The organism is Rhodococcus sp. NPDC019050, from assembly GCF_055664235.1.
In genome coordinates, this window is record NZ_JBVOON010000002.1 from 211833 (window position 1) to 225548 (window position 13716).

Consider the following 13716-nt stretch of genomic DNA (forward strand, 5'->3'; position numbering starts at 1 on the left):
TCCACCGGTAGGTGGTCGACGGTCCTCATATGAACGCTAGGTCGACGTGCCCCGAACAAGAGGTCGTGATCGTCGTGAACTATTGGGTGAGTGTTCTTTTCCGGGCCATCCCGCTGATGATGATGGCGCTGTGTCTCGGCTTCGGCATCTACGTCTGGACAGCGGCAGACGACCCGGCAAACTTTGTCGCGGGCAGGGTGGTGACATTCCTCGGGGCGATCTGCCTCTGCCTGTTCTGCACCGCGGCTACCATCATCCGCCAGTTGATCGGCCGGTTCAACGCGACCGACCGGATCCTCTATCCGGTGCTCGGATACGCGGCAGCGATCGGAACCGCCGCGTACGGCATCTGGCTCTTCGTCGGAGCCTCGAGCTCGGGACCGGGCCCGGAGTATGTGGCGGGGCACGTGGTGTTCGGCCTCGGCCTGATCAGCGGGTGCGTCGCCACCGTTGCCACCGCATCGACGAAGTTCTCGCTCATCCCGCAGAATTCGCAGTTGCCGGAGGGTGACAGGACGCCTCCGGACTCTGCCTTCTCGTCGAGTGTCGCGACGGTACTCTGCGTGATCCCGGTGCTGCTCGCGATTGTGGCCTGGGCATTCGCCATCACGAATCTGGTTCTCTCGACCACGCCCGCACGGTTCACCGTGGGACACGTCGTCGCGGGTCTGGCCATGATCTGCACCGCGCTGATCGGGCTGGTGTTCAGTATCGCGCGACAGATCCAGGACTCTTACGGCCCCGGGGACCGGACCTTGTGGCCCTGGCTCGTGATCGCCATGGGAACGCTCGCTCTCGTCTGGGGCATCGTGCTGCTCGTGTGGGACGGGGCGGACTACTACCGGACACCGGGTTTCGTGATGATCGGCCTGGGCCTCGTCTGTTTCAGCGTTCTGAGCAAGGTCGGCCTGCTCGCCCTCGTCTGGCGCCGAACGTTCCCACTCGCCAACAGGGTTCCACTGCTGCCGGTCATGACCGCGCTGGCGTGTCTCTTCCTGGCCGCATTCGTCTTCCAAGCGGGCGTCGACGACGCGAGCGTGTTCATCGCCGCCCGCGTGCTCGTAGGCCTCGGGGCGATTTGCTTCTCGCTCTACTCCATCGTCAGCATCCTCGAGAGCGGCACGTCATCGGGGGACTGACCCGCGCTGCGCCCCCGCCTTCGTGAGCCCGGGCGGGGCGACCTGCGCGGGGAGGGACGCGGAGCCTTACCATTGCGTTTCGTGAACGAAGAGACGAAAGAGACCGAGCAGCGAGGGTTTGCCGGTCTGGGATGGTCGCTGCACGGCGACGGGCGCCACATCAGCGAGGGCGCGGTCGTCGCGCCCCACGAGCGGTTGTCGTGGCCGCGGACCATCGGCATCGGGATGCAGCACGTCATCGCGATGTTCGGAGCGACGCTGCTGGTGCCGACGATCACCGGATTCCCGGTCACCACGACGCTGCTCTTCTCGGGCATCGGCACGGCACTGTTCCTCCTCCTCACCCGCGGGCGGGTACCGAGCTACCTCGGATCGTCCTTTGCGTTCATCGCGCCCCTCAGTGCATCCGCAGGCTCCGGACCGGCCGCGCAGCTCGGTGCGATTCTGGTGGCCGGCGTCGTCCTGGCGCTGATCGGCCTGCTCGTGAAAGCCCTCGGCGCGCACGTCATCGACGCGGTCATGCCTCCGGTGGTCACCGGCGCCGTCGTGGCGCTCATCGGCCTCAATCTCGCCCCCACAGCGGCAGGTTCGTTCGAGGCGCAGCCGCTGGTCGCCCTTGTGACACTGGTCGTGATCCTCCTCGTCACCGTGGTAGGGCCGGGCATGCTCGGGCGACTGGGCATCCTGGTCGGCGTCGTCGTCGGGTGGATCTTCGCCGCGTTGACCGGATCGCTCGCATCCGAGCGCGTCGACGCCATGCGCGAGGCAGCGTGGTTCGGGCTGCCCGAGTTCCGTGGCCCGACGTTCGAACTCTCCGTGATCCTGCTGACGCTCCCCGTGGTCATCGTCCTGGTCGCCGAAAACGTCGGGCACGTCAAGGCGGTAGCCGCCATGACGGGGAAGAACCTCGACGACGTGGCGGGCAATGCGCTGCTGGCCGACGGACTCGCCACCACGCTCGCCGGCGCCGGCGGCGGATCCGGAACCACGACGTATGCCGAGAACATCGGTGTCATGGCTGCCACTCGTGTCTACTCGACCGCCGCCTACTGGGTTGCGGCGATCACGGCCGTGGTCCTGGCCTTCTCGCCGAAATTCGGCGCACTCGTCTTCACCGTGCCCGACGGGGTGCTCGGCGGCGCAACGCTCGTGCTCTACGGCCTGATCGGCCTTCTGGGCGTGCGGATCTGGATGGAGGCGAAGGTCGACTTCACCGACCCGGTAAACCTCACCGTCGTTGCGGCCGCGCTGGTCGCGGGCATCGGCGACCTCACGCTCTCCATCGGTTCCGTGGAACTCGGCGGTATCGCGTGGGGCTCGATCGGCATCCTCGTCGCGTACCCGATTCTGCGTCGATTGAGCGCTCTTCGTCGCTGAGGGGTGCGTGCGCGGTCACAGAACTCGCTCGGTCCTGTCAGCGTCACCACACATTTTCGTGCCTACGGTTGGTGTGTCGAAAGCCGTCACACACAGGAGCGCAGATGCAACGCACCCTTTTCGAGCCCGAGCACGAACTCTTCCGGGAGTCGTACCGGAAGTTCCTCGAACAGGAGGTGGCCCCCTTCCACGAGCAGTGGGAGAAGGACAAGATCGTCGACCGTGAGGTGTGGAAGAAGGCCGGCGAGCAGGGCTTCCTCGGCATGGCCGTGCCGGAGGAGTTCGGTGGCGGCGGGGTGGACGACTTCCGTTACAACACCGTCCTCACCGAGGAAACCACGCGTGGCGGCTACAGCGGCGTCGGATTCATGCTGCACAACGACGTTGTGGCGCCGTACCTCCTCGCACTCACCAACGACGAGCAGAAGAAGCGCTGGCTGCCCGGCTTCTGCTCCGGCGAGATCATCACCGCGATCGCGATGACCGAGCCGGGCACCGGTAGTGACCTGCAGGGCATCAAGACCCGCGCGGTACGCGACGGTGACGACTGGGTGCTCAACGGTTCGAAGACGTTCATCACCAACGGAATCAACGCCGACCTGGTGATCGTCGTGGCCTGCACCGACCCGGAGAAGGGCGCGCAGGGCTTCTCGCTGCTCGTCGTCGAGCGCGGCATGCCCGGCTTCGAGCGGGGACGCAACCTCGACAAGATCGGGCTCGACGCCCAGGACACCGCGGAGCTGCACTTCACCGACGTGCGGGTGCCCGCGGCCAACCTCCTCGGCCAAGAGGGCCTCGGCTTCATCTACCTGATGCAGAACCTTCCCCAGGAGCGCCTGTCGATCGCCGTCGTCGCTGCCGCTGCCATGGAGAAGGTCCTCGAGGACACGATCCAGTACTGCCGCGACCGCAAGGCGTTCGGCAAGCCGATCGGCAAGTTCCAGAACACCCGCTTCGAACTCGCGGAACTGGCGACGGAAACGAAGCTCGCGCGCGTGTTCGTCGACAAGTGCATCGAAGAGCTCAATGCCGGCACGCTCACCGTGCAGGAAGCCGCCATGGCGAAGTACTGGACGACCGACAAGCAGGTCGAGCTCATCGATCGCTGCCTGCAGCTGCACGGTGGCTACGGCTACATGCGTGAGTACCCCGTGGCTCGCGCCTACCTGGACGCGCGCGTGCAGAAGATCTACGGCGGAACGAACGAGATCATGAAGGAAGTCATCGGGCGCGGACTCGAGATCTGACCCGATTCCTGCCGGCCCCAACGGTGCCGGGATGACAGAAAGGCCGGGGTGCCCCGCATTACGCGGAAGGCGCCCCGGCCTCGTCGTATCGGTGATGTCGTATCCGGTGCTACGGAGGTCAGATCTTCCGGATGACCGTGACGACCTTGCCGAGAATGACGGCGTCGTTGCCCGGAATGGGTTCGAACACCGGGTTGTGGGGCATGAGCCACACGTCGTTCTTCACCCGCTTGAACGTCTTGACGGTGGCCTCACCGTCGAGCATGGCTGCGACGATGTCGCCGTTGTCGGCAACGTTCTGCTGACGCACGACCACCCAGTCTCCGTCGCAGATCGCCGCGTCGACCATGGACTGGCCGACGACCTTGAGCAGGAACAGCGACCCCTGGCCGACGAGTTCGCGGGGGAGGGGGAAGACGTCTTCCACCGACTCCTCGGCGAGAATCGGGCCACCTGCGGCGATCCGTCCGACCACCGGAACCATTGCGGCCGAGGCCATGTGGTCGGGATCGGAGGTAGCGACGATCGTGGTGGAAGCGCCGGTGTCGGCCGAGGTCGAGACGGACCCGGTCTCGTCGAGTCCGCGGATGTCGACGGCCCGGGGGCGGTTGGCATCGCGCCGCAGGAACCCCTTGCGCTCGAGCGTGCGCAGTTGGTGCGCGACCGAAGAGGTCGAGTTCAGCCCGACCGCGTCGCCGATCTCCCGGATGCTCGGGGGATAACCCCGCACGGTGAGGGAATCCCGGATCACTTCGAGAACGCGGCGCTGGCGCTCGGTGAGCCCGGGTGCCGGGTCGTCGGCCGCGTTCCGGCTCCGGCCGGCCGCGGAGTTGCCGTCCGCCATGGTCGTGACCTCCGTGGGTCGAGTGTCGGATGCGATTGGTGTTACCTACCGAATCTATCGAGATCGCGCACGTATATCAAACACCTGTTCGACATTCGTCGTCGGAACCCGCGACGCACGACACGCCGACGTGGTAGAAATTCGAACATGCTTTCGTTCGAACGGATGATCGAATAACCTGACGTTCGAACACATGATCGACGAAGCGAACGCACACGGAGGTTCCGATGGGTGCAACAACGGTTCGGCGGAGTACTGCCCAGATGCGCCAGACCGGTGAGGTCCGGCCGGCGAGTCAACGTCCACAGCATCTGAGGCTGGTGCCGTCCTCGGCGTCGCCGGGTGCCGGCGCTGCGCGGGGCACACGCGGGGAGCGAACCCGGCCGCGCCGGACCGCCCACGTCGATCCGATCTACCGCCGCGCGGCCCTCGCACCGACGCACTCGGCGCAGCGACCGGTGTCCGACGGCGTCTCCTGGCGCCAGATGCTCACCGCGGTGCTGTTCACCGCACTCGCAACCGCAGCGCTGCTCACGATCGCGCATGTGCGCACCACACAGGTCGCCGCCGGGGCAGGGGCGGCGGTCGTGACCGTCGTCCGGGAGGGGGAAACTCCTGCTGCGCTGGCCTTGCGGGTCGATCCCGACGCCCCCTTGGACGTCACCCTCGCGAAGATCGCGGAGATGAACACCGGGCAGATCGCGGAGACGGACACCGCCGGCGTGGGGGGACTGACAGCGGGGCACCGGCTTCTGGTGCCCGCGCCGGACCAGGAGTGACCGACGTGGCGGCGACGTCCGGCAACCCGCCTCACTCGGCCGAATCGGACATGCGGGTATTGTCGTGGACTGTCAGTCATACCACCCCGTGTGGTCGCGTCGGCATCGCTACACCCGAGGGTGGCAACGATTCCGGGAAGACGGCATCGGTTCGTCGCCGGCGTCGCGGCCCTCACGGCAGCGACGAAGGAACCTACATGCACTGCCCGTATTGCCGCCATCCCGATTCTCGGGTGGTCGATTCGCGCGAGGCAGACGAGGGTGCCGCGATCCGTCGTCGCCGGGCGTGCCCCGAATGTGGCCGCCGCTTCACCACCGTGGAGACCGCCGTGCTGTCGGTGGTCAAGCGCAGCGGCGTCACCGAACCCTTCAGTCGCGAAAAGGTCGTCCGGGGTGTCGCCCGTGCCTGCCAGGGACGCGATGTCGACAACGACGCGCTCAACAAGCTTGCCCAGCAGGTGGAAGACGCGATCCGCGCCAAGGGATCGCCCGAGGTACCGAGCCACGAGGTCGGTCTCGCGATCCTCGGACCGTTGCGCGATCTCGACGAGGTGGCGTACCTGCGTTTCGCCTCGGTGTACCGATCCTTCAGTTCCGCAGAGGATTTCGAGCGCGAGATCAGCGAGCTTCGTCAGCACCAGAGCCGGCACGACGCCGACGCCGACTGAGGTTCGGCGACCGGTCGCGGCCGACCGTCAGCGAACAGCCTCGATCGCCTTGAGGACCCGCTTCTCGGATACCGGGACGCGGGTGCCCAAGCCTTGCGCGAACAGGCTCACCCGCAACTCTTCGATCATCCAGTAGATGTCGACGACATCGGTTGCCGTACGGCGTTCCTCGGGAAGCCGGGCGAGCAACCGGTCGTAGGCGGCGTACACGCGGTCGAGTACGTCCATTCCCTGCGCATCGCGATGTGCGCCTCCGGCAAGCGCCTCGAGTCGCTGCACCGCTGCCGCGAGGTACCGCGGGAGATCGGCGAGACGGCGCGAACCCAGGTCGGTCACGAATCCGGGGAAAATCAGCGACGACAATTGCTCTCGGACGTCGTCGGCGGCCTCGCCGTCGACCCGTTCGAGTGCGACGGCCACCTCGTGGGCGCGCGACAGGACCGGCACGACTGCCCCGAGTAGGCGTGCGACGGCGCCGGGCAGCCTGCTGCGGACCGACTTCGCAAGTTCCTCGAACTCGGCCGGGGTGCGCACCGGTTTGCCGTGCGCCGCGATCATCTCGTCCACCGCGCATGCCCGGCAGTCCTCCACGAGCGCGTCGAACGAGCCGTCGGGGTTGCGGCCGAGGGCGAGGCGCTCGGCGTTGCTGAGGCCGGAGGTGACGGCCCTCGCCTTCGTCGGGGCGGTCGCCAGCAGCAGATTCCGCAGGCCGAGCCGGGTCGCGGCAGCCTGGGCCGACGGGGTGCTCAGGACGCGCACTGCCACTCCGGACCCCTCGGGTACGAGGGCCGGGTAACCGGTGACCTGCTGACCCCCGACCTTGCGGGTCACGGTGGGTTCCAGCGTGCCGAGCGTCTCCGCCGTCCAGACGACTGCGGGTGCTCGTTCGGTTCCCGACGCGGCGCGCGACACCTCGGCGTCGACCCGCGAAGACAGGCGGGCCCGGAGTTCGGTGAGGCTCTTGGTCCGCGCGAGGACCTTGCCCTTCTCGTCCACCGCCGCAAACGTCATGCGGAGATGGTCGGGCAGAGCGGCAAGATCGAAGTCACCCGGTTCGATGCGGCAGTTGCCGAGCCGCGAGCATTCCCGGGCGACCGCGTTGACGAGAGGTTCGGAACGCGGGGTCACGGACGCCAGGGCGGCGGCAGCGTAGTCGGGAGCTGGAACAACCTGGCGCCGAAGATGTTTCGGCAATGTCTTGATCAGGGCTGTCACCAGATCCTGTCGCATCCCCGGTACGAGCCAGTCGAATCCGACGGGCCGCACGTTCGCGAGCAGAGCGACCGGGATCCGCACCGTGACACCGTCGTCGTCGGTGCCGGGTTCGAATTGGTACGTGAGCGGGAACTGCATCTCGCCTTGTCGCCACGCGTCGGGATAGTCCCCGTCGAGAACCGCGGCGGCATCCTGGTTGACCACCGTTTCCGGAGTGAACGTCAACAGGTCCGGTTGCGATTGCCGGGCCTTCTTCCACCACGTGTCGAAGTGGCGGGCGGAGACGACGTCCGGTCCGACCCGCTCGTCGTAGAACTCGTAGAGCGTCTCGTCGTCGACGACGATGTCGCGCCGGCGCGCACGGTGCTCGAGTTCTTCCACGTCGTCGAGCAGTGCCCGGTTGGCGTGGAAGAACTTGTGCCGCGTCCGCCACTCGCCCTGCACGAGCGCATGCCGGATGAACAGTTCGCGCGACACCTCGGGGTCGATCCGCCCGTACTGGACGGGCCGCTGGGCCACGAGTGGGATCCCGTACAGGGTGACCCGCTCGTACGCCATCGCCGACTCGTGCTTGATAGACCAGTGAGGCTCCGAGTAGGTGCGCTTGACCAGGTGGGGAGCGAGTTTCTCGACCCATTCCGGTTCGATGCGTGCCACCATCCGCGCCCACAGGCGGGAGGTCTCCACGAGTTCGGCGGCCATCACCCACCGTGGGGGCTTTTTGAACAGGGACGAACCCGGGAAGATCGCGAAATGGGCGCCCCGAGCACCGAGGAAATCGCGCTTGTCTCCTTCCCGGAGACCTACGTGCGACAACAATCCGGCGAGGAGCGAGCGGTGGATCGCATCCTCGCTCACTTCCCGGTGATGTGTCTCCCAGCCGAGCGAGACGGTGATCTGGCGCAGCTGTCCCTGAAGATCCTGCCATTCCCGGATGCGGAGCCAGTGCAGGAACTCGTCGCGGCACATTCTGCGGAACCGATTGGAGGACAGCTCTTTCCGCTGTTCCTTCAGGTAGTCCCAGAGTCGCAGGAATGCGAGGAAGTCCGACCCGTCCACTGCGAAGCGGGCGTGTTTCTCGTCGGCGGCCTGCTGGAACTCCGCGGGCCGCTCCCGGACGTCCTGGATCGACAATGCCGAGACGATGATGAGCACCTCGCGCAGGCACCCGTTGCGGTGGCCCTCGACGATCATCCGGGCCATCCGCGGATCGACCGGCAACCGCGCGAGTTCGCGTCCGGTCGCGGTCAGGCGCGGCGGGTGCCCGGTCTTCGCCGGTTCGAGTGCCCCCAGTTCTTCGAGCAACGCGATACCGTCGCGGATCGCCCGCGGGTCCGGCGGTTCGACGAAGGGGAACGACTCGATCTCTCCGAGACCGAGTGCCGTCATCTGCAGCACGACCGACGCCAGGTTGGTACGGAGAATCTCCGGCTCGGTGAACTCCGGACGGCTCTCGAAGTCCTCTTCCGAATAGAGCCGGATGCAGATGCCGTCGGCGACACGTCCGCAGCGGCCCGCCCGCTGGCGCGCGGAAGCCTGGGAGATCTCCTCGATCGGGAGGCGCTGCACCTTGGTGCGCACCGAATAGCGCGAGATGCGTGCCGTACCCGGATCCACGACGTAGCGGATCCCCGGCACCGTCAGTGACGTCTCGGCGACGTTGGTCGACAGGACCACCCGGCGCCCGGTGTGCGGCGCGAACACCCGGTGCTGTTCGGCGGCCGAGAGCCTGCCGTACAGGGGGAGGATCTCGGTGTTGCGAAGCTTGCGGTCGTGCAGGGCGTCTGCGGTGTCCCGGATTTCACGTTCGCCGGAGAGGAAGACCAGGATGTCGCCGTCGCCGGCCGACTGGAGTTCTTCGACGGCCTCGCACACCGCGTCGACGGGATCGCGGTCGACGAGTTCGTCGCCCACCTCGACGGTGAGCGGCCGGTACCGCACCTCCACCGGGTAGGTCCGCCCCGAGACCTCGACGATCGGCGCCGGTGTCCCGTCCGCGTCCGCGAAGTGCCGCGCGAATCGCTCGGGATCGATGGTCGCCGAGGTGATGATCACCTTCAGGTCGGGCCGTCGCGGGAGCAACTGACGCAGATAGCCCAACAGGAAATCGATGTTGAGACTGCGCTCGTGCGCTTCGTCGATGATGAGGGTGTCGTACTGCCGCAGCATGCGGTCGCGTTGGATCTCGGCGAGCAGGATGCCGTCCGTCATGAGTTTGACCAGCGTCGAGCCGGAGACCTGATCGGTGAAGCGCACGGTGTACCCGACGGTCTCGCCGACCTCCGAGCCGAGTTCCTCGGCGAGGCGCTCCGCCACCGCGCGAGCCGCGATCCGGCGGGGCTGGGTGTGGCCGACGAGTCCGCGCACGCCACGGCCGAGTTCGAGACAGATCTTGGGGATCTGAGTGGTTTTACCGGAACCCGTCTCGCCGGCCACGACCACGACCTGGTGGTCGCGGATGGCCGCAGCGATGTCGTCCTTCCGCTGGGAGACGGGCAGGTCCTCGGGATACGTGATCGCCGGGACCGTGGCCGCACGGTCGGTGAGCCGCGCCCGAGCGCGCTCGATCTCGGCGGCGATCTCGGCGAGTGCGTCCTCGCCGCGCGCGCGGTCGAGGCGGCGGCGGAGGCGGTGCTCGTCGCGGAGGGACACGTCGGCGAGCGCCGACTTCAGGTCGCGACGGTTCGGGGCGGGGGAGATGGACATGCTGAGTACACAGCCTAGCGAAACGCCCGGGCACGGGGCTCGCGCAGGCCCGCCACGGGCCCGGGAACCGCCGGCTTCGGGGATCGCCGGTGGGGGACGGGCCGTCCGCGCCGCAGTTGCAGTGCCCGCATACGATGGCCGACGTCAATCTTGGTCGTGGACAGGAGCTGGTCGTGGGCGCGTTGTGGCACGGATTTGCCGATATGGGCGTGGTCGAACGTGACGGCGCGTTCGTCGTCGCCCGGGGAGAGGGCGCCTACATCTGGGACGACGCGGGAACCCGCTACCTCGATGCCACCGCCGGCCTGTGGTTCACCAACGTCGGGCACGGACGCACCGAGATCGCGGACGCCGTCGCGGAACAGATCGGAAAGCTCGCCCACTATTCGAACTTCGGCGACCTCACCTCCGAACCCACCGTCGCACTCGCCGAACGTCTCGCCGCGATCGCTCCCGTTCCGGGCAGCAAGATCTTCTTCACCTCCGGTGGCTCCGACTCGGTGGACACCGCCGCGAAACTGGCGCGACGCTACTGGCAGGAAGTGGGCAAGCCCACCAAGACGCTGCTCGTCGGGCGCGAAAAGGCCTACCACGGAATGCACGTGGGCGGCACCTCGCTGGCGGGTATCCCCGTCAACGGCGACGGATACGGCGCCCTGTGGGACGACACCAAGACGGTGGCCTGGGACGACGCGAAGGCGCTCCTGGCCTTGATCGAGAAGGTGGGCGCCGACAACATCGCGGCGTTCTTCTGCGAGCCGATCATCGGTGCGGGCGGGGTCTACCTTCCGCCGGACGGCTACCTGGCCGAGATCCGCGACATCTGCCGCGACCACGACATCCTGTTCGTCGTCGACGAGGTCGTCACCGGCTTCGGCCGGATCGGCGGCTCGTGGTTCGCGTCCTCCCGGTTCGATCTGCAGCCGGACATGGTCACCACCGCGAAGGGCCTGACGTCGGGTTACCTTCCGATGGGCGCGGTGTTCATCGCGCCACGCGTCGCCGACCCGTTCTTCGCGGGCGGCGTCTGGTGGCGTCACGGGTACACCTACGGAGGTCACGCCGCTGCCGCGGCCGCCGCGCTGGCGAACCTCGACATCATCGAGCGGGAGAATCTGCTCGACGAGTCGGCCCGTCTCGAGAAGACCCTGCACGAGGCGCTGGCACCGCTCGCCGACCATCCGCGCGTCGCGGAGGTCCGCAGCGGCCTCGGCGCTGTCGCGGCGGTGCAGCTCACCGACCCCGCAGCCGCACCCGGGTTCGTGAAAGAGCTCCGGGCGCACGGAATCTCGGGACGCGCCGCAGGGCAGGGCGCGTTGCAGATCTCACCGTCGTTCGTCATGACCGACGAGCAGGTCCACGATCTCGCGGACGGATTCGCTGCCGCGCTGGGTTGATCGGCTGCCGGGCTGATTCGCTCAGCCGTGCCCCCGGATCCGCCGCAACGTCCGGCGGATCCGGGTCGGCGCGCCGGTGGGAACCTGCGTGAGCGGGAGATCACCGCGTCCGTCCTGCTCGGCGACGGCCCGCGCGTACCTTTCGTGTAGTCGCGCGCGCACCTCGTCGGGGGTGTAACTGCGGCGCTTGCGTTCCGCGCGCAGCGTCACCGCTCCCGTCGCGGCCACACCGACCACGCCGGCCAGGCCGAGGAGCTTCCACCACTGTCTGCCGCGAAGTGCCATGACCCGACCCTAGCGGCGTGCCCGTCCCCGGCGTGGAAGGCTGTCGGGTATGGACCGCTTTCCGGCTCGTTCGCAGATCACCCTCGACGATGCGGTGTCGATCGCCCGCACCGGCGATCTCTGGATCTTCCGGGGCAGCAGCGGCGCGGACCGTGCGATCCAAGCACTGACCAACGCACCGGTCAATCATGTCGGTATGGCTGTGGTCCTCGACGACCTGCCCCCGCTGATGTGGCACGCGGAACTCGGAAAAACCCTGCCCGACATGTGGACCGGACGGCATCAGCGCGGTGTGCAGTTGCACGACCTGCGTTCTGCCGTGCAGGTGTGGAGCGCCCGCTACGGCCAGCGGGCGTGGCTTCGTCAGATCTCGGTGCCGGTCAGCGCCGAGCAGGAGGACCAGTTGCTCCGGGTCGTCGCCCGCCTCGACGGCACTCCGTTCCCGTCCACGGCGAAGCTCACCGGGCGCTGGTTCGCGGGGCGCCTTCCGCTGAGCCGCAAGACCGCGCGAGACCGCGTGCCGGGAGGCTCGGGACTCGAGAGCGCCTACTGCGCGGAGGTCGTGGCGGTGACGATGGAAGAGATGGGATTGCTCGAGCAGCGGCGCCGCGGCAGCAACTGGTACGACCCGGGCCGGTTCTGGAGCGGTGACCGGCTTCCACTCGCACCCGGCGTGGACTTCGGCGGCGAGATCGAAGTGCTGCTGGGCGAGGAGGATCTCGCAGCCGGGCGTGCGCTCGGCGGCGCCGGGACTTCCGCTCCCGAATAACCGAATCGGCTACGACGCGAAAAGGACCCCTCCGAAGAGGGGTCCTTTTGCGCGAACGGTAGAGCGGATCAGACGCCGGCGAGAAGCTCGGCCGAGGTGATCGTCTGAGCGACACCCTGGAGGGTTGCCGCGATCTTGACGGCCTCCCAGACCTGCTCCTTGCTGAGGCCCTCCTTGCGGACGACGTTGTCGTGCGCAGCAGTGCAGTCGTGGCATCCGTTGATCGTGGACACCGCGAGCGACCACAGTTCGAAGTCGGACTTCTCGACGCCGGGGTTGCCGATGATGTTCATCCGCAGACCCATCCGCACCTGGGCGTAGTCGTCACCGAGGAAACCCTTGGCGCGGTAGGCGACGTTGTTCATGCCCATGATGGATGCGGCACCGAGAGCGGCGTTGTACGCCTCCGCCGACAGCACGTCGGCAGCTTCCTCGGAGATCTCCTTGAGCACGGTCGCCGACTTGGTGGCCGCCGCGGCGGCGAGGAACGTGCCCCACAGCTGCTGCTCGTTGAGCTCCGTCGAGCGCGCAAGGGAACCGAGGTTGAGCTTGAGGTCCTTGGCGTACTCGGGCAGAGCGTTCTTCAGGTTTTCGACACTCACTGCAGCGCCGCCTTGACGAGCTCACCCGCGTTGAGGGTCGGGTCGTTCTTCTTCCAGTTGCAGGCGCACAGCTCGTCGGACTGCAGCGCGTCGAGGACACGGAGGACCTCGTCGACGTTGCGGCCCACGGAACCGGCGGTGACGGAGACGAACTGGATCTCGTTGTTCGGGTCGACGATGAACGTCGCGCGGTCGGCGACGCCGTCCTTGTTCAGGACACCGGTGGCCGAGACGAGCTCACGGTTGAGGTCCGACAGCATCGGGAAGGGGAGGGTCTTGAGATCCTCGTGCTGTGCGCGCCACTGGAAGTGAACGAACTCGTTGTCGACGGAAGCGCCGAGCACCTGGGCGTCACGATCGGCGAACTCTTCGTTCAGCTTGCCGAACGCGGCGATCTCGGTGGGGCAGACGAAGGTGAAGTCCTTCGGCCAGAAGAAGATGATCTTCCACTTACCGGCGTAGTCGTCGCTGGTGATCGTGGTGAAGTAGTCATCGGGCTGGGTGGCGTCGACCTGGGTCAGGTCTCCGCCGACGAGGGCCTTCAGGTTGAAAGCGGGGAACTGATCGCCAATGGTCAGCAGTGCCATTCTCGGTCCTCTCGATAAGTCGTGAACAAGCGAGTCGATCACGCGCTTCCGCGCCGGTCGGCGCGGAATCATGCGTTACCGGACGATCCTGTCGGACCGTT

Annotated in this window: 12 protein-coding genes; 7 read left to right on the plus strand and 5 right to left on the minus strand. The window is 67.2% G+C overall.

Annotated elements, in window-relative coordinates; genetic code table 11:
* Positions 1–29: 29 nt before the first annotated feature.
* From AC0B44_RS03595 to AC0B44_RS03605, 3 genes are all read left to right on the plus strand, one after another.
* On the plus strand, positions 30–1139 hold the full coding sequence (locus tag AC0B44_RS03595; RefSeq protein WP_471901553.1) for a DUF2776 family protein: 1110 nt from the start codon (positions 30–32) through the stop codon (positions 1137–1139).
* Positions 1140–1220: 81 nt separating this feature from the next.
* A complete protein-coding gene (locus tag AC0B44_RS03600; RefSeq protein WP_471901554.1) occupies positions 1221–2516 on the plus strand; it encodes a uracil-xanthine permease family protein in 1296 nt (431 codons plus the stop codon).
* 104 nt (positions 2517–2620) lie between these two features.
* Positions 2621–3763, plus strand: coding sequence for an acyl-CoA dehydrogenase family protein (locus tag AC0B44_RS03605; RefSeq protein WP_471901555.1), 1143 nt, complete (start codon positions 2621–2623; stop codon positions 3761–3763).
* A gap of 118 nt (positions 3764–3881) precedes the next feature.
* On the opposite strand, the gene lexA is transcribed toward AC0B44_RS03605, so the two are convergent.
* The gene (lexA, locus tag AC0B44_RS03610) at positions 3882–4607 is read right to left on the minus strand and encodes a transcriptional repressor LexA (protein ID WP_471901556.1); all 726 of its coding nucleotides are present in this window, start codon (positions 4605–4607) and stop codon (positions 3882–3884) included.
* 227 nt (positions 4608–4834) lie between these two features.
* Between lexA and AC0B44_RS03615 the strand changes: the two genes are divergently transcribed.
* Together AC0B44_RS03615 and nrdR are read left to right on the plus strand one after the other, a co-directional pair.
* Entirely contained in the window at positions 4835–5386 is a 552-nt protein-coding gene (locus AC0B44_RS03615; RefSeq protein WP_471901557.1) for a hypothetical protein, read from the plus strand.
* Positions 5387–5583: 197 nt separating this feature from the next.
* Complete coding sequence (gene nrdR, locus AC0B44_RS03620; protein ID WP_471901558.1) at positions 5584–6054, plus strand: transcriptional regulator NrdR; 471 nt, start codon at positions 5584–5586, stop codon at positions 6052–6054.
* Between the two features lie 27 nt (positions 6055–6081).
* Here the strand turns inward: nrdR and hrpA are convergent, their stop codons facing one another.
* Positions 6082–9975 (minus strand): ATP-dependent RNA helicase HrpA, encoded by a 3894-nt coding sequence (gene hrpA, locus AC0B44_RS03625; protein WP_471901559.1) that lies wholly within the window; start codon positions 9973–9975, stop codon positions 6082–6084.
* A 134-nt stretch (positions 9976–10109) separates the two neighbouring features.
* Here hrpA and AC0B44_RS03630 point away from each other — a divergent pair, with 134 nt between their 5' ends.
* On the plus strand, positions 10110–11372 hold the full coding sequence (locus tag AC0B44_RS03630) for an aminotransferase family protein (RefSeq protein ID WP_471901742.1): 1263 nt from the start codon (positions 10110–10112) through the stop codon (positions 11370–11372).
* A gap of 21 nt (positions 11373–11393) precedes the next feature.
* Here the strand turns inward: AC0B44_RS03630 and AC0B44_RS03635 are convergent, their stop codons facing one another.
* Positions 11394–11657 carry a hypothetical protein gene (locus tag AC0B44_RS03635; protein ID WP_471901560.1) on the minus strand — a complete coding sequence of 88 codons (264 nt, stop codon included), beginning with the start codon at positions 11655–11657 and terminating at the stop codon, positions 11394–11396.
* Between the two features lie 49 nt (positions 11658–11706).
* Here AC0B44_RS03635 and AC0B44_RS03640 point away from each other — a divergent pair, with 49 nt between their 5' ends.
* On the plus strand, positions 11707–12426 hold the full coding sequence (locus AC0B44_RS03640) for a hypothetical protein (RefSeq protein WP_471901561.1): 720 nt from the start codon (positions 11707–11709) through the stop codon (positions 12424–12426).
* A 68-nt stretch (positions 12427–12494) separates the two neighbouring features.
* On the opposite strand, the gene ahpD is transcribed toward AC0B44_RS03640, so the two are convergent.
* Complete coding sequence (gene ahpD, locus AC0B44_RS03645; protein ID WP_471901562.1) at positions 12495–13028, minus strand: alkylhydroperoxidase, AhpD family; 534 nt, start codon at positions 13026–13028, stop codon at positions 12495–12497.
* A complete protein-coding gene (locus tag AC0B44_RS03650; protein WP_471901563.1) occupies positions 13025–13615 on the minus strand; it encodes a peroxiredoxin in 591 nt (196 codons plus the stop codon). The genes ahpD and AC0B44_RS03650 overlap by 4 nt, the downstream gene beginning before the upstream one ends.
* Positions 13616–13716: the final 101 nt, after the last annotated feature.